11 protein-coding genes are annotated in these 17,568 nt (G+C 40.1%); 4 read left to right on the top strand and 7 right to left on the bottom strand.

Annotation, left to right across the window (positions count from 1 at the left end; genetic code table 11):
* The first annotated feature begins 22 nt into the window (after window positions 1–22).
* Together C7972_RS01380 and C7972_RS01375 are read left to right on the top strand one after the other, a co-directional pair.
* Window positions 23–982 carry a YheT family hydrolase gene (locus C7972_RS01380; protein WP_110354413.1) on the top strand — a complete coding sequence of 320 codons (960 nt, stop codon included), beginning with the start codon at window positions 23–25 and terminating at the stop codon, window positions 980–982.
* 45 nt (window positions 983–1,027) lie between these two features.
* On the top strand, window positions 1,028–1,507 hold the full coding sequence (locus C7972_RS01375) for a cytochrome c (protein ID WP_110354412.1): 480 nt from the start codon (window positions 1,028–1,030) through the stop codon (window positions 1,505–1,507).
* Between the two features lie 92 nt (window positions 1,508–1,599).
* Here the strand turns inward: C7972_RS01375 and C7972_RS01370 are convergent, their stop codons facing one another.
* Window positions 1,600–3,177: a SulP family inorganic anion transporter gene (locus C7972_RS01370; RefSeq protein ID WP_110354411.1), complete on the bottom strand. Its 1,578-nt coding sequence runs from the start codon at window positions 3,175–3,177 to the stop codon at window positions 1,600–1,602.
* 1,380 nt (window positions 3,178–4,557) lie between these two features.
* Here C7972_RS01370 and C7972_RS01365 point away from each other — a divergent pair.
* Entirely contained in the window at window positions 4,558–5,559 is a 1,002-nt protein-coding gene (locus C7972_RS01365) for an NAD(P)H-dependent glycerol-3-phosphate dehydrogenase (protein WP_110354410.1), read from the top strand.
* 51 nt (window positions 5,560–5,610) lie between these two features.
* On the opposite strand, the gene C7972_RS01360 is transcribed toward C7972_RS01365, so the two are convergent.
* The 4 genes from C7972_RS01360 to C7972_RS01345 form a co-directional block, all read right to left on the bottom strand.
* Window positions 5,611–7,278, bottom strand: a complete 1,668-nt coding sequence (locus tag C7972_RS01360) for a glycerol-3-phosphate dehydrogenase/oxidase (RefSeq protein WP_110354409.1) — start codon at window positions 7,276–7,278, stop codon at window positions 5,611–5,613.
* A gap of 96 nt (window positions 7,279–7,374) precedes the next feature.
* A complete protein-coding gene (pbpC, locus tag C7972_RS01355) occupies window positions 7,375–9,765 on the bottom strand; it encodes a penicillin-binding protein 1C (RefSeq protein ID WP_110354408.1) in 2,391 nt (796 codons plus the stop codon).
* A complete protein-coding gene (locus C7972_RS01350) occupies window positions 9,746–10,057 on the bottom strand; it encodes an antibiotic biosynthesis monooxygenase (RefSeq protein ID WP_110354407.1) in 312 nt (103 codons plus the stop codon). Before C7972_RS01350 ends, pbpC begins: the two co-directional genes overlap by 20 nt.
* Window positions 10,058–10,059: 2 nt before the next feature.
* On the bottom strand, window positions 10,060–10,416 hold the full coding sequence (locus tag C7972_RS01345; RefSeq protein WP_110354406.1) for a hypothetical protein: 357 nt from the start codon (window positions 10,414–10,416) through the stop codon (window positions 10,060–10,062).
* 105 nt (window positions 10,417–10,521) lie between these two features.
* On the opposite strand from C7972_RS01345, the gene C7972_RS01340 reads away from it, so the two are divergent.
* A complete protein-coding gene (locus tag C7972_RS01340; RefSeq protein ID WP_110354405.1) occupies window positions 10,522–11,073 on the top strand; it encodes a CvpA family protein in 552 nt (183 codons plus the stop codon).
* A 69-nt stretch (window positions 11,074–11,142) separates the two neighbouring features.
* Here the strand turns inward: C7972_RS01340 and C7972_RS01335 are convergent, their stop codons facing one another.
* Complete coding sequence (locus C7972_RS01335) at window positions 11,143–11,673, bottom strand: DUF5004 domain-containing protein (protein WP_110354404.1); 531 nt, start codon at window positions 11,671–11,673, stop codon at window positions 11,143–11,145.
* Window positions 11,674–11,763: 90 nt separating this feature from the next.
* Window positions 11,764–17,274 carry an alpha-2-macroglobulin gene (locus C7972_RS01330; RefSeq protein WP_110354403.1) on the bottom strand — a complete coding sequence of 1,837 codons (5,511 nt, stop codon included), beginning with the start codon at window positions 17,272–17,274 and terminating at the stop codon, window positions 11,764–11,766.
* Window positions 17,275–17,568 lie beyond the last annotated feature (294 nt).

Here is a 17,568-nt window from a genome sequence, read left to right as displayed (position 1 = left end):
CAACCCCTTTAGAAAATTCCCAATGTCCTTAATACCTTCAAGATACAATCCTCCATTCCCCTTTAAAAATGGACATTTCTCAACTATCTATGCCGGATTGATTAGAAAGGTGGATGGACTGGACCAAACAAGGGAACGTATAGAGCTGAACGATGGGGATTTTTTGGATTTGGATTGGAGTTATGCCACCCACCCTACCACCTCAGTGGTAATCCTTTTACACGGGCTGGAAGGCAATGCCCAAAGACCTTATATAACTGGCAGTGCAAAACAGTTCAACATCCATGGCATTGACGCCTGTGCCGTAAATTATAGAGGGTGCAGTGGTGAACCCAATAGACTTTACCGATCTTATCATTCCGGGGCCACGGAAGATTTGGCAGCCGTAATTAACCACCTGCTCACCGAAAAAAAATATACCAATATCTACATAAAGGGATTTAGCCTAGGCGGTAATATGACCCTAAAATATTTGGGAGAAGACAGGTCGGTTCCTAAAGAAATTAAGGGAGCGGTCGCAGTATCGGTTCCATGCAACTTATACAGTTCACTCTTGGAACTTCTAAAACCTAAGAACACATTGTACGCCACACGATTTAAGAAACATCTAATAGCAAAACTGCGGACAAAACAGGATCTTTTTCCAGAGAAGATAAGTAATTTGGAAATTTCAAAGATAAAAACCCTAAAGGATTTTGATGACATTTATACCAGCCGGGCCCATGGATTTAGGGATGCCTTGGATTATTACCAGAAATCCAGCTCCCAACAATTCATCCATTCCATTAAAACCCCCACCCTAATAATAAATGCACAAAATGATTCCTTTTTAGGGGAACAATGTTATCCATCCAAAGAAGCTGGGGAAAATAGTTACGTACAATTTGAACAGCCATTGTACGGGGGCCATGTAGGCTTTTATGACGAAAAAAATATTACCTATACAGAAAAAAGGGCATTAAAATTCGTTGAAGAACTTTAATAAAATAATCTATTTGCTATCTTAGTGCAATAATTTAAAAAAACGATGAGAAAATTATTTATGCCTTTGGCCCTAGTTGCTTTGATTGTTAGCTGTGGCGAAAAAAAAGAAGAAAAGAAGGAAGGTTTTGAAATGAACCGTACCAAAAAAGAAGTGAAAGCAGAACCTGTAAGCGAAGGTGTGCCGGTAGACATGAACAATAAAGGCGTTGGCCCTATTGAATCTGTAACCTTTGCGGATGAAATAGATACCGAGCTGGCTGCCAAAGGACAAAAAACATTCAGTACCATTTGTGTGGCCTGCCATATGGCAGAGCAACGTTTAATTGGGCCGGCATTAAAAGGTGTTTTTGAAAGAAGAAGTCCGGAATGGGTTATGAACATGATCCTGAACCCAGATGGTATGCTTAAGGAAGATCCAATAGCGAAGGCCTTGCTAAAGGAATACAACAATGCGGTTATGCTAAACCAGAATCTTTCAGAAGATGACGCCCGTGCGGTGGCCGAGTATTTAAGAACTTTATAGTATCCCAACAACAAATACAAAAAAGCGTTTGAAGCAACTTTAGGGTTGATTCAAACGCTTTTCCTTTTTTATTATTTGTAAATACCTTAATACTAAACCTTATCTACAACCACTTTATAGGTTGGGTCCTCGATTACATTTACATCTATAATTTCGTCGGCATTCTCCAATAACCTTATACAGTCGCGACTTAAATGCTTTAGATGCACTTTTTTACCCACCTTGGCGTAGCGTTCCGTTAATTTGTTTAGTGCCTCAATTCCCGACATATCTGCAACCCTACTTTCCTTAAAGTCGATAATCACTTCCTTGGGATCGTTCTGTATATCAAACTTTTCAGCAAAAGCCGTAGTAGACCCAAAAAACAATGGTCCGTATATTTCATAATGTTTTACCCCATTTTCATCGACAGTCTTTCTGGCCCTAATACGCTTGGCATTTTCCCATGAATAGGCCAAGGCAGAAATAACTACCCCAAACAAAACGGCAACGGCCAAATTATGGGTAATGGCCGTTATTAATGTAACCAAAACCATAACAACCACATCGGAAGAAGGCATTTTTCTAAACGTCTTAAAACTGGCCCATTCAAATGTACCAATTGCCACCATGAACATAAGTCCAACCAAAGCGGCCATCGGTAACTGTTCTATTAAATTGGAACCGAACATTATAAATACCAACAACATTACGGCAGCGGTTATTCCCGATAATCGGGCCCTGGCACCAGCCGAAGTATTGATCAAACTTTGTCCGATCATGGCACAACCGCCCATCCCTGATAGGAATCCCGAGAAAATATTAGCTGTTCCCTGTGCTATACATTCTTTATTTCCACTACCTCGAGTATCGGTAATTTCATCTATTATATTTAAGGTAAGTAAACTCTCTATTAATCCAACCCCTGCGACAATGGCCGCAAAAGGAAAGATTATTTTAAATGTTTCCAGCGTTAAAGGGATGTTTGGAATGGACAAAGGTGGAAAGCCCCCACTAATACTCTGCCCTTCGGCCATGGTATCTGCCACTGTAAGTGTGTCTATTCCAAAACCCAAAACTATTGCCGACACTACTACAATGGCCAATAAGGAAGAAGGAACCGCTTTGGTTAATTTAGGCAGGCCCCAAATGATAAACATAGTTAAAAGCGTTAACCCCAACATAGTCCAAAATGCCGGACCCGACAACAGATCCGTGGTGCCCTTCACATAGAAATTAGGGAACTGGGCCATAAAAATAATAATGGCCAAGCCATTTACAAATCCAAACATTACAGGGTGGGGTACCAAGCGTATGAATTTCCCCAACCGTAAAACTCCTGCCATTATTTGTAAAAGCCCGGCAATAATAACGGTGGCAAATACATAATTTAAAATAGTTTCCGGACTAATCCCGGGAAACGTATTCTTCAATTCCAAAATTAACCCAATAAATATAACGGCCACTGCCCCTGTAGCACCGGAAATCATTCCCGGCCTACCTCCTAAAATAGAAGTCACCAAGGCCAATACGAAGGCCGCATATAATCCTGTTAAGGGTGAAAACCCTGGGATCAAGGCAAAGGCTATTGCTTCAGGAACCAAAGCTAGGGCAACTGTTAAGCCTGATAATATCTCGGTCTTATAATCTACTTTTTGTTTAAAATCGAATAGATTTAAATACTTCTTCACGTCTTTGTTTTTGAGGGGGCAAAAGTAGTGGATTTTCTTGTTTTAAGGATCATGTTATGCCTAAATGTGACATTTACAACAAAATACCCGCTTAAAAGAACCAATAGTTTCGTCCCCAAATTATTCCAATACGCGCAATATTAATTGCTGATACCCAAATTATTAAGGGACATATTGATATACTGTGCAACATCCATCCCCTATATCTATTAGGCTTAGATATACAATGGATCTATGGAACTCATTGAAATGGAATAATCTTGGGCAATATGCAGGAAATGACATATCCCTCTTTGAAAATAATATAATGAAGGTAATTAAAAAACCGCCTTAGGTAATTACTCCAAGACGGTCTTTAACTAAATAACCAACCAAAAACTTCTTTATATTGATACCGCAAAACCTTACGGCAATAATTACAACTTTCTTTTATTGACCAACTTCACGGAGCCGTATTCGGTTTTTACTCTCTTCCGGTCCCATTGCAGTTTAACAGATTTCAAATAGATAATAAATCCCTTACCCCAAACCTGTAAAACGTTCCACTTTTGCAATGATACAACTCTGTGCTACTATCATTAATAACGTACAATTCAAAGTAATCATTGCCCGTGAAGTCCTAATCCAGTGTTAAAGTTTTGAGCGTTTCATCGTTATAAACATCAAATAGGGAATATTTCCCCCAATTATCCCATAAAACATCGTTGAAATGCATCCCACTGGGGTCTACCGAGGAATTAAAGATAGATATGTTACCATCATATTAGAACTGCAGGTAATTTTCGGAAGCGAAATGGTTTACCACTCCCTCCCCACTCTTTGTAATCTTTTCCCAAACTTCATATCCCTACAGCAAGTCTTCAATATTGTCCTAAGATACCATGTCATAATCAAAGTTATTTCATTCATATCCCTCCAAAAATATGAGGTTTGCCTATCGGAATCATATAACTCAATAGTGATCTTGTCCACAATGAATACTTCCAAGCTCAATTAGCCGTCCACCTCATTGTTAATATATATCCCGCCATTAGCAATTTAACAACTCTCATATCCTATGGTTCAGAGATTACTAATTCATGTAAATACAATCATTATATAAGCACTATAAACTACTGATAATTAATTTATTACCTGCCATTATAGATAAACAACACCTTTACAGTGAAAAATATGGCTATATGATTAGGTCAAAACCTATTACCGTTGGTATATAATTCTTGTTTTGAATCTCCAAAAAACAGTCCTACATTGCCATGGATTTTATTAAACAATGTGCTCTTCTAAATTGATATTGGACAATTTATTGGCCATTGACGTTTTTTAAAGCCAATATCCTAAACATTGGGTATTGGCCGTACAACAAGAAATTTTGAATAGATGAAAAACAAAATGAAATTTGCCATGTTGGGAGGGGGTAGCTGGGCAACTGCCATTGTAAAAATGTTGACAGAGAATGCCGATGTGGTTAATTGGTACATGAGAAATACGGATGCTATAGAACACATTAGAACACAGAAACACAACCCCAATTACCTAAGTTCGGTAGAGTTTAATACAGAACAATTAAACCTGACGGACAATATCAACGTGGCTGTTGCTGATGCCGATATCCTTATTTTTGCAATTCCCTCCGCTTTTTTAGAGAACGAATTGAAACAATTGACCGTAGATATAAAGAATAAAATCATTTTTTCGGCCATTAAAGGTATTGTGCCAGAATCCAGTTTGATAGTCGGGGAACATTTTCACGTCAACTATAAAGTTCCCTTTGAAAATATTGGGGTCATTACAGGACCATGCCATGCCGAGGAAGTAGCATTGGAACGATTGTCCTATTTAACCATAGCCTGTGCGGACACCGAAAAAGCCAAAATAGTGGCCAAACACCTTAGTAGCGACTATATAAAAACCAAAATATCAGACGATATTATCGGGACGGAATATGCGGCTATGCTAAAGAATATTTATGCCATTGCTGCCGGTATTGCACATGGTTTGGGCTATGGCGACAACTTTCAAAGCGTATTGATGAGCAATTCCATAAGAGAGATGAAACGGTTTATAAAACGGGTACATAAAATGAAGCGCAACATCAACGATTCAGCCTATTTAGGAGACCTTCTGGTAACCGGCTACTCTGTTTTTAGTCGTAACCGTATGTTTGGGAATATGATCGGTAAAGGTTATACTGTAAAAAGCGCTATGATGGAAATGAAAATGGTAGCGGAGGGATATTATGCCACCAATAGTGCCCATCTTATTGTTTCAAAACACAAGAAGAAATCAAAAACTCCAATTCTAAATGCCGTTTACGAAGTACTTTATGAAAATAAAAATCCAAAAAAAGTCTTTAAGGAGCTGACAGAAAAGCTGGATTAACCCTAAGGTTTAACTCCTTGGGGCCTCACAACACCACTTTTGCCACTATCCTTAAATTCGGTCCAGTGAAAAATTGGAATGCTCTTCTATTTCTTCTTTCAGGGTTTTCCGATAGGAGCCGATAATCCCATCATCCAATTTGTAAATAGTTTTGAACTCGGCCAAGATGGGTTCCATCAATTTTCTTACACTATCTATATCGAAGTACAATCTTCCAGTTCTACGTATAAAAAAATCCATGGGAGTTTGTACCATTTCATTTTCAATAGTAAATTTTAACTCGGCCTTTGCCATGCCCAACACGTGATCATCTTCCTTCTGTTTTGCATAGTACTGCAATATTGTTTCGGTTTGCTTTCCATAATTGGTTACCAAATACCAGGCTTCATATTTCGAAAATCCCTCAGGGGTCAATCTTTCATGGATTTCAGTAATATATTTCTTTACGTATTTATACTTTTTAAAATCGTTTCCACATAAGGGAATATGCTCAGTATCAGAATTTTTTACACTAATTCCATAATCCTCCTCCATTTTTTTGGCTACTCTGTTTACTACGCGTTCTGCCATTTTACGATAGCCCGTTAGCTTTCCACCTGCAATACTTATGAGGCCGGTATCTGAAGTGAAAATTTCATCTTTTCGCGATAATTCAGAGGCAGACTTACCTTCTTCGTGTATAAGCGGGCGCAATCCTGCCCATGAGGAGATTATATCTTCCATTTCCAAATTAATCTTGGGAAACATATTATTTACGGCAGATATTAAATAAATAGCATCGGCCACATCCGTTTTAACGCTATCCTTATTCTCATTAAAATTTGTGTCCGTAGTTCCAACATACGTAATCTTGCCCCTTGGAATCGCAAACATCATGCGCCCATCCGGAATATCAAAATAAACGGATTGCTTTATAGGTAATTTTTCAAAAGGGAAAACCAAATGTACCCCTTTCGTTAAGTGCAATCGCTTTCCTTTTTTGGAATTGTTGATGCCCCTAAGTTCATCTACCCAAGGTCCTGCAGCGCTTATTACATATTTGGACTTTATATGGAAGTTGGTATCCAAGACCATATCCTTTACTATGACCCCAGCAACCATATCCTCTTCGTAAATAAAATCGGTTACCATAGTATAGTTGATAGGCATGGCGCCATATTGCAGACTGGTCTTTATAGTCTCCATAGTGAGCCTGGCATCATCTGTCCTGTACTCTGCATAATATCCTGCTCCTTTCAATATCTTTTTGGGCAGCAAAGGTTCCAATTTAAGAGCCTCTTTCTTCTCCAACATTTTACGTTTATCATCTCCTGCCACCTGGGCCAAAATATCATAAACCTTTAACCCTATGGAAGTAAGCCATTTGCCATAAGACCCATTTTCTATCAACGGCAACAACATTTTCTCCGGCAACACTAAATGTGGCGCCAAATTATGTACTATGGCCCTTTCCGAACCCACTTCCTTTACCAGCCAGAAATCAAATTGTTTTAGATATCTCAGTCCACCATGGATCAATTTCGTTGATTTGCTACTGGTTCCAGACGCAAAATCATTTTTTTCCACCAAGGCTACCTTCAAACCTCTGGATGCAGCATCCAAGGCAATTCCACCCCCTGTAATACCGCCGCCAATAACCACCAGATCAAAGGTCTCCTCCCTTAGTTTGGCAATTGTTTTTTTTCTATCCAAATTTGAAAATCGAATATTTTTTGTCATCTTTTTAAAGGGTATCCGTTTATTGTGGCCGAATATATTTTACTTTGACCGTCATTAAAGGTAACTGATTATAGGCCCAAATCAAAAAGGTAATTGTTACTCTATCGTTATCATTAGGGCAACTTCGTTACCTAGGGCATCAACTGCCGTAATTCCATGCTTTCCGGGCCGGGGCATCAATCCCATTTCATGGTAGTCCGTGGTTTGTCCCATAAATTTCCCGTCCAAATACCAATAAACCGGTGTTGCGGGTTTAACATGGGCCAACTTAATTATCAACTCATTCTTTTTACCTTCAAAATTTCTTGCCAAGGTTATTCTACTTCCGTTGCTTGGGTATATAAACTCCATTGCCGCCACATTGGTTTCCTTACAATTTTCCATTAAAGGTGGTAATGTTTTATAGGAGGGATGTCCCTTTTTATAATAGTATTCCATTAAAGGGGGCAATACAAACCAAGATTGGCTCACTGTCCGTGACAAATCTGCACAGGAGGAATTGACCCTAAATTGCTTTTGAGAGTCTAAATGCACCCATTGGTGATACCCACATGGCTTTATAAAATTTTGTTTTTTGGGGATGGATATTATTTTTTTGGGACAAATTTCAGTAGCCAGGTAACCACTTTCCGAACATACTTTTATTTCCGTAAACTCATCCTCTGGTTTTTGAAACCACGAAGACCTGGGCAAAACATCGAACACATTAAATAAAATTGGTGCCGCACTAGTGAGTCCGGTTACATTTGGCCGTCCTTCACCATCGGCATTACCCGTCCAAACCCCAACTACGTAATCTTTGGTAATACCAATGGCCCAGGCATCCTTATTGCCAAAACTGGTTCCCGTCTTCCATGCTATCTGTTTGGAAGAATCAAAAAACTCCCAGGATTCGCTTCCCTCGGGACGGTTTACTTTCTTCATGGCCTCAAAGGCAAGATAGATGCTCGCGGCATCAAAAATAGTCGGCTCGGTAGACTTAGCACCAAAATCTACCCTAGTATCCACTGTAAGGTTTGGCTCTACGAATTCCTTGGTATAGTACTCACTTGAGGTGGCGTTAAAATGGTTTACGGTTGATGCTAGGGAGGCATAGGTCTTGCACAAATCCCATAGATTACTTTCTGCCCCGCCAAGAATTAATGTTAGGCCATAATGATCGGCCGGTTTATCAAGGCCCCTTAGGTTAAACAAATCCAGTTGATCCCGAAATTTTTCCAAGCCATAGGAACGCAACAACCGTACTGCAGGAATATTTAAGGACTTGGCCAAGGCCTTATCGGCCTCTACCGCGCCACTATAGCTTTCGTTGAAATTCTCGGGTGTATAACCTGCTATCTGGGTTGGAACATCCGGTATTAGCATCCCAGGCAACAATTCGCCCGCATTCATCATGGCGGTATACAATAAAGGCTTTAGAACACTTCCTGTACTGCGATTGGCCTGTACCATATCCACATCCTTTTCGTGTTCATTGTCCGTTGGCGTATTGCCCACATATGATAGTACTTTACGTGTTTTAACATCCATCAACAATACTGCCGCATTATACACCTGATTCTGCCTTAAGTTTTTATAATGTGTATTTACAATGCTATTTATATTGGCTTGTAGATTTTGGTCCACATGGGTCAAGATTCTCTTCCCCTTATATTTTTTGGCCAAATATTGTACCAAATGTGGTGCTGTATCCGGAAGTTGAAAAGGTTTTTGGGGCAATTCTTCCAAAAGTGAAAGCTGGTAGGTAGTACTATCTATATGGTTATTATTCCATAATTTATGAAGTAACCTATTTCTCTTGTTCAGCAGTTTCGTTGCATTCTTTCCAGGGTATATTAAACTTGGAGCATTGGGCAATACGGCCAAAGTAGCTGCTTCGGCCCATGACAATTGACTGGGCTGCATCCCGAAGTAACGCCAAGCCGCCGCCTCCAATCCTACCACGTTTCCACCAAAGGGAGCATGACTGGCATATAATTTTAATATATATTTCTTGGAAAATTTCAGCTCCAATCTCGTAGCCAAAACCAGTTCCCTTACTTTTTCCCAATAAGTACGCCTTTTGTTATTACGGGATAAACGTATCACTTGTTGGGTTAGGGTACTACCTCCCCTAACCGTTTTCCCTGCCAAAATATTTGCTATAAAGGCTTTGCTTATGGAAACTGGATTAAAACCGGGATGTTGATAAAAATGGGCATCCTCAAAATTTAATATACATGCCTCAAATTTGTAGGGCACACTATCCACCATAGGGAATCTCCATTGACCATCCTCGGCAATAACGGCTCCCAAAAGCTTGCCCGATTTACTCTCAACCACGGTAGCATGAGGGGTATGGAATAGTTGATTGGGCAAACAAAAATAATAGGCTACCAACAGTAAAACAAGAATAAGAATCTTCTTAGGATGCCTTTGAACTAGCCCCCACAACCGTTGATAGGTTTTTACTCCCTTGCCTGGACCCTTATCCTTTCCCAAATTCATATTCCCTTTCCACCATGCAAACACGGACCTTATACCATTTGTACCATTCTTCCTTACCTTTTTTTTGGGCAAACAAATGATCGGCCTGCATTTTCCAATCCGCTATGGCACCCAGACTATCCCAATAACTTACACTGATCCCTATTTGATCCCTTGCACTTTCAAAGCCCAAAAAACCTTTCTGTCTCCGGGCCAAAGCCTCCATCCATTCGGCCATTTCCTTATACCCATTAATATCTTCCGCTGTTATAGAAGTAAATATTACGGCGTAATAGGGTTTTTTAGGTTCCATATCTATATAATGTATTTCTTTTCCAAGAAGTAGCTCACCAAGGCTTCCTTCATCAATACAGATTGTTCACCGGCTTTTAATGGGGGCAACTCTTCCTTAATATTATAATGTGGCCACCCATCTTCATCAAAAAAATCGAACTCATAATACCCATAAGGCTCCAACAGCCTGCAGATGGCTATATGCATAAGATTTAATTTTTCATCCTTCTTAAAGGTTTTATGAATTTGTCCCAGTTCCTGGACTCCTACCAAATATATGATGGCATCCAATTCCATGGGGTCGTTGTCCGCAAATTGGGAAGATAGCTTTTTTACCAAAATCTCCCATCTATCTTTTAATTGTGTATCTCTAGACATTGTAATTTATCCTAATTTATATCTAATGTTGGATTTACCATCCAAACAGAATAGAATTGTTCAAAGGTACAAATCAAAGTTTTATATTTGTCAAAAGACTTCTGTATGGGTATATTGGATATTATTATTGGACTGCTATTACTTTATGGCCTTTACAAAGGAGTTAAAAATGGTCTCTTTGTAGAATTGGCCTCCTTGGTCGCCCTTGTGGCAGGTTTGTACGGGGCCATTCACTTCTCCTACATTGTTGGGGAATATCTTTCCAAAAATATGGAATGGAACGAACGATATATGAACACCGCCTCCTTCTTGCTTACCTTTATAATTATTGTCCTCGTAGTTAATATGGCTGGACGTTTGTTGACCAAGATTGCCGATTTTGCTATGCTGGGGTTACTAAATAAAATAGCAGGAGGAATCTTTGGCTTACTGAAGGTTGCCGTAATCCTAGGGGCCCTATTGATATTTTTCGACAAGACCAATAATCAACTTGGATTTGTTAAGCAGGAAGCAATCGACGAATCCAAACTATATACCCCTGTGAAGGAAATAGGGGCCCTTGTTTTTAGTAAGGTATTAAAGGAGAATAAAGCCTTGGAGAAGGAACCTCCCCAAAACGAAAATGAAAAAAATACCTTCATTAAGGTAAGTGGCTAATTATAATATCCCATGGCACCAAAAAAATTAGCCACCATGGGATGATATTATTTTACACCGCAATGCCGTTTATTCGGTGGCTTCCACTTTTGTATAAGTAAATTTTACGTCTGTTTGAATGGTTGCCCCGTTTACATCTGTTATGTTATAATTGGAAGTAGTGCTAAATTCAGATTTGTCCTCATTGAAAACAATTTTCAAATTTTGACTTGAACAATTACCAATTAAACCCAATATGTCACTGGATAGTTTCCAGCTTCCCTCAATCTTAAGCTTATTACTACAGTTTGAAGCATGCTGCCCTTGGGCAAATTTGTAGGTTCGACCTGGTCCGAAGGTATACTCGCCATCCTTTTCACAGTCCGTATATTGTGCATAAATATCCTTTTTGGGATTCTGCTCGTCGTCTTTTGTAAGATCTACTTCTTTTTCCGCCAATATTGCCGACAATTCCCAAGTTCCGAGCAACCCATTTTCCTCCTCAACGAGTGCCCCCTCGTAATCCGCAGGGCATTCAACGGTATTATCCGTACTACAACCTACCAATAGGATGCTAAATGCAATGGCCCCAAAAAGCCCAAACCAAATTGTTTTTTTCATGTGATGCTATTTATATTTTTATTTATAAATGCGAAAAACACAAAATGGTTGCGTTAAACGAGGTACATTTTTTAGGCCCAACAGGAGCCATTACCTCACAACTTCTACCCATTGGCCTTTGGTACGCACGGCATAATCATTGTTATACATAGCCTCTGCCTGTATACCTGGCAAATAATATTTTCCCAAATACGAGGCATTCAACAGTACTCTAAATGTTTTTGTTTCGTTCTTCTTCAGGTCAAAATAAAAATTGGCCCTATCATCCCTTATATCGGTATAAGTAACCTCGTTTTCAGCAAAATCACCAAATTCCGTGAACCTGGTATTTACTATTTCCCATCCACTAGGGAATATTTCTGACAATGCTACATTTTTAATTACTTCTGACTTGGTATTGGTAAGCGATACTTCTGCAACAAAATCCGCGCCTTGCATTATGGAAGATGGATCCAATTTAATACCGTTCCTTCCCTTAAAGATGATATTGGCCACTAAATTGCGTTGCAATTCCCTTTCCTCCCCCACCGGTAAAATTCCACTGTTGACAATGCTCACATAAAGCAAATTATCACCCGTATTTTCTATATTGATGGTATTGGTCCCTGTTCCAATGGCCAGTCCCGTATTGGCCAAGGTTTTATCGGTATTTATTGCAATATTATCTCCATTAACAGTGATGTTGGCCTTAATTCCCTTACCCCCTATCATATCGGCAAATTTTGCCATTGCCAGCAGGCAATAGGCGGTACTTTGGGTACTCATCCATTCATCGGAACTTAAACGCTGTGCTAAGTTTCGAGCCATTTCCTGCGCTTTTGCCTTATCATTAAAAAGCACATAGGTTTCCAGAGCCATAGCCCTATTGCGATCGGAAGACCCGTAGGTTTGATGGTAATTTTTACCTCCGGAAAAATCGTAATTAACAGATTTAATTATTTGTTGGGCCACAGGTTCCTGGCCAACAAGTCCATAGGCAGCCGCCAGGCGGAATTTACCCTCGTTGGACAAATTGGGCATCTCCCTTAACCTGTTCATTGAAGCAATATCCGCATTTCCCGAGAGTGCCAAGGTGTATAGTCTATATGCCTGGGCCAAATCCGAATGCCCTGTGCCGGGTCTCCATTGTCTGGCTATATTCTGTTGGTAATTAAGCCAGGAAGACCTAAATCCTAGAGGCAAAACATATCCCTTTTTCTCGGCCTCCAATAAAAAGTGTCCTACATAGGATGAACTCCAATCATCTGCATAATTTTGTCCTGGCCAATAGGCGAAACCACCACTCGGTGTTTGATAGCCGCCAACCCTTTTGATGGCACTTTCAACATTTTGCTGTATCTCTCTTTTCTTTGCTGCATTAATATCGAAGATATCCGAAATATATAATTGTGGAAATGCACTGGAGGTGGTCTGCTCCAAACACCCGTGCGGATATTGGATCAGATATTGCATTCTTCCATTAAAGTTCATTGGAGGAAGGGTAGAAAATTCCACCTCTGCATTATTACTGCCGGGGATGCCAAAAGTTTCAAGATCAATTTTACTACTACTGGCGGCCTCCAAGACAATATTTTCTGTAACCGTCGTCAATGGATTGGGATTCACCACATCAATCGGCACCTCAAAAGAGGCCCTTTCCCCATTGCCTGAAGCCTCTACCACTACTTTACCAATACCTTTAAAATCGGCCACTTTCAATTGAAAATAGGCCATTTTTTCATCAGGTTCGGTAAAAGAAACGTTTTGCACGGTCTTACCTTCAATACTAAAGGCAGGGTCCGGTTTAATTTTTAGGGTCACCTCCTTTACTTTGTCCTCCATAGCAAAAACCGTAACCGGTAAAGTCACCGTTTCCCCTGGGGTAATTTTCCTTGGCAAGGAAGCCAATACCATAAGTGGTTTTCTTACAGGGGTGGTTTTCTCTGCCATACCATATGCGGCTTCCCCAGAATTTCCGGCTATGACCATGGTCCGTACGGAACCAACATATTTGGGGATGTTTATTTTGTGTGATATTGTCTCTCCTTTATTCAGGCTAAAAGGACCCAGATAAACCACCATGGGTTCAAAGCGATTGGCCTTTTTATTTTTGGCCCCTGCCAATTCCCCGTCACCACCAATGGCGAAGACCTGATTTATTCTCCCGCCAAAGGCCCCGATTACATCATCGTATACATCCCAACTCTTGACCCCCAATGCTTCCCGGGCATAAAAAGTATTCCACGGGTTTGGGGTCTTATAACGCGTTAGGTCCAGCAACCCTTCATCCACCATGGCAATGCTATAGGTCATGGCCCTACCTTGTTTCTCTTTTACTTTGAGAGTTATACTTTCCTCGGGCCTTAAGACATTTGGCATGACAATTTCCGGTTGTAATTTTGTAAAAGGATCTTCAACCGATATAGGAACTACCCCGTACATTCGTATGGGGGAATCGTTTAAGGTAGTGGCATGTGGCTGCAGCAAACTAATATTGATGTAAACATTGGGCGTATACAATTCCGATATAGGGATTTCAAATTTTGTTTCCCCTTTTTCTGATTCCACCCATTGTGAATGCAGTACTTCACTTCCATTTTCAACGGTAACCAATGCCCTACCGCCTTCCGAACCAGGAAAGGTAACGGTGGCCGTTTCCCCTACATTATAGACTTCCTTATCCGTGGAAAACATTAACATGGTGGCGGCAGAAGGGTCGTTTTTCATCGATTTTCCCGCCCATCCAGGCCAATCTACATATATGGTTTTACCTGTTGCATGGCCTCCCTTCGGATCTTCCACTCTAACCAAATATCGGCCCCATTCGGGATATTTTAGCTCAAAATTAAATGATGCCTTCCCACTGGAATTAGTGCTTATGGTTTTTTCCAGTACTTTTTCTTGATACTCACTGCTGCTAAAGTTGGAAAGATTATCGGCAGAAGTCTCCCACCACCATCTCCAACCTACTTTATAAATAGCAACTTTTAAATTACTGGTGGCTTTGGCATTGCCCATTTCATCTACCGTTACCACTTCAAAGCTATGGGTCTCATCTGTGAGCAACATTCCCCTAGTTTTATCGCCTTTAGGTACATTAAGGCCTACATAGGTGTCAAATGGGGAATATTGCTTTGTAAAAACATCCGTACTAAAATCGCCCCCATTTTCATAAACCTTGGTAATAAATGCTGCCGTAAGCATTCCCGGAGCCTGACTGTTAATTTGTGGATTTAATGAAAAGGCTGCTTTACCTTCGGCATTGATGGTACTATTGAAAACAATTTGGTCCTCTGCTGTAAACGCCCTTGTGGGATCATCAAAAACATACGCCGGAAAGTTCTTAAAGGTTGTAGTCTGTACATTGAACCTGGCAGTGATATCCGCTTTCAGGTTTTTTGCAACCGCACCGTGAAGCCAAGTGGCCTCCAGCATCCCTTTAATGGGTTTACCTCCCGATAACACCTCATTCTCAAACGCTGTTTTAATCTTTAATCTATTTGGCTTGATCGTTTCAATTTTAATGGTCTTTGTGAAGCTTGCCCCTCCTACAGAAACTTTCGCCAACCAATTGCCCGTAGGTGCATTCTCATCTGTACTTACAACAAAACTATAAAAATTGTTAAGTGAATTTGTCCTTACTTCCCTAAGGACCACCTTGTTATAGGGGTCTATCAATTCCAGTTTTACCGGATGCCCTACCGGGAGTTTATTGGCCTTATCGTTTAACATAAACGAAAGAAAAAGTTTGTCACCAGGTCGCCATACACCCCTTTCCCCAAAAATATAACCTTTTATTCCCTTTTGTAGTGCAACCCCATCAACATTAAACTTACTAACGGAAAGGGCATTTCCGTCATTTAATTTAACATAGGTCTTTTGACCATTGCTCTCCGCTACGGCAAAATACGCCATATGATCGGTATCAAAGAGAGAGGTTCCATCCATCGCTGTTATTACCTGACCAATGGGCTGTTGTTGGTAATTATAGAAAGTTACCTTGGCCCCTGCAATGGGTTCAGTACTTACAATATTATTGACCGCAACAAAATAACTCTTGTTCACCCCTTGTTTTACGGTTATCCCTAGATCGGAGGCCAAGACATTGGTGCCTACCGTTTTGTCATAGAAATAAGAAGTATGGCAAGGGTTATCACGTTGATTCCAGTCATAGTTAAAGTAATAATCTTCATAATAGGATTCCACCCCGTCCCATGAACTGTTTTCTGTTTCTTGATCAAAATCATCCTCTGACAAGACTTCATTATCAAAATTGGTACTGTCACATTTAAATAGGCTATACGAAGGTTTAAAACTAAATTCAACTCTATAAATAGCCCCTATTTCAGGAGTAATGAGCGTTCTTAAATCGATGGCATGTGCCGACCATTTACCATTGGTATTGCCAAGGCCGGTTTCCAATTCCAATTTCTTTTTGGCTATGGGCCTTGCCACCGTTTTTAGATTGTAACTCCCGTTAAGATCATTGCCTTGCAAGAACTGTAGAATATTGCTCTCGAAAATTTTATAGACGGTTAGGTTTACCGACTTCAGATTTACCGCTTCAAAATTGATTTTCAGATTATTGGAAGAGGGTAAAATTGTTCCATTTGATAACAGGCGGACCTCGGGTTTTATTTGTTCGAACGCAACCCGCTCTGTAAGCCTTGTTTTAAGTTTGTACCCATCAACGCTTTCAATACCCTCAAAAACCTCGAGCCTTAAGGTTGTGCTCATCTCTTTGGAAGGATATACCTTTAGGGTATTCCCCACCACATCAAATTTCAGCTTGCCATCCCCTTCCAAAACCACCAAGCCCTTAAAGTTTTGACCTTTTTTTAAGGGATCCGAAAAATTGATATTTATGATTTGATTTTCCCCTGTTTCCAAGCCAACATCAAGAATGGTAAAATTACTCTTGCCCGGTATTTTTATACTATTTTTCCCAACACTTTCAATGTCCAAAACACCACCGTCCCACCTAACCTCCAAGTCCGTATCCTCGGCGAATCGCTGAATACTATCGATCTTAAAATAAAATTGGGTTCCTTCAGCTATGGATGAATCAAATTTAACAGGGACATTTTTCCCATTCTGTTTCACCTCCAACAACTGCTTGGCATTGGCCAAACTTAATTGATCGGCACTTTTCAATTGTCCCTCCAAATATTGATAATCCTTGGAATAGGATTGAAGGGCCTGGGTATACACATTAAACTGTTGTTTCAATGTCTTTACCTCGAAATTGAACTTGTGCAATTCCTTTGGAACTCCGGAAATAATAGACCCCAAATTCAATGTAAACCCATAGGTGCTATTCTGATGAAACCCGGCCTCGGGTACAAAAGCAATGGTCCTACTATCCAAAGCAATTACCTTACCCCTTGTCTTGGGCAATACCACCAATATATCCTCATCCAATTCCTTGCCGCTTTCCCATGAATCTACAGGGCGGTTCAACACTACCCGAACATCCGCTCTTGCCGAAATTAATCCATGGGACACTTCCGTAATATATTCATGATAAAGATGTAGGTTGTCTAACGGAATTTTTTCCGTTTCTTTTTTCGGGCCGCATCCAAGGATGAAAAGAAATATTAGGGCATGGACAATTAATTTCATGTATGAACCATTTTAGTACAGTAAAGATAAAATGTTTTCCCCTTTATGGAGTATTTTTTGCTCCAATTAAGCTCGGCCCCAATATAATGCTGACATGTGAATTACGGCCTAGGCATGGAAAATCCAAATACCAAATTGTTATTGGAAATCCAGTGTTGGGTTCAGCGTATTGGCAGCCCTTGGATTACAGGATGTATGGCGAAATATGCATTTCGTCGAATAACCTATTTTATTCCAGTTCGTGATAAATTAATTTTTTAATATTACCATCGTTGGTTACGAGAAGCCAATTAT

Origin of the sequence: Arenibacter sp. ARW7G5Y1 (assembly GCF_003201775.1) — a bacterium.
Classification (GTDB): Bacteria; Bacteroidota; Bacteroidia; order Flavobacteriales; family Flavobacteriaceae; genus Arenibacter.
This window is presented reverse-complemented; position numbering and strand designations above follow the sequence as displayed.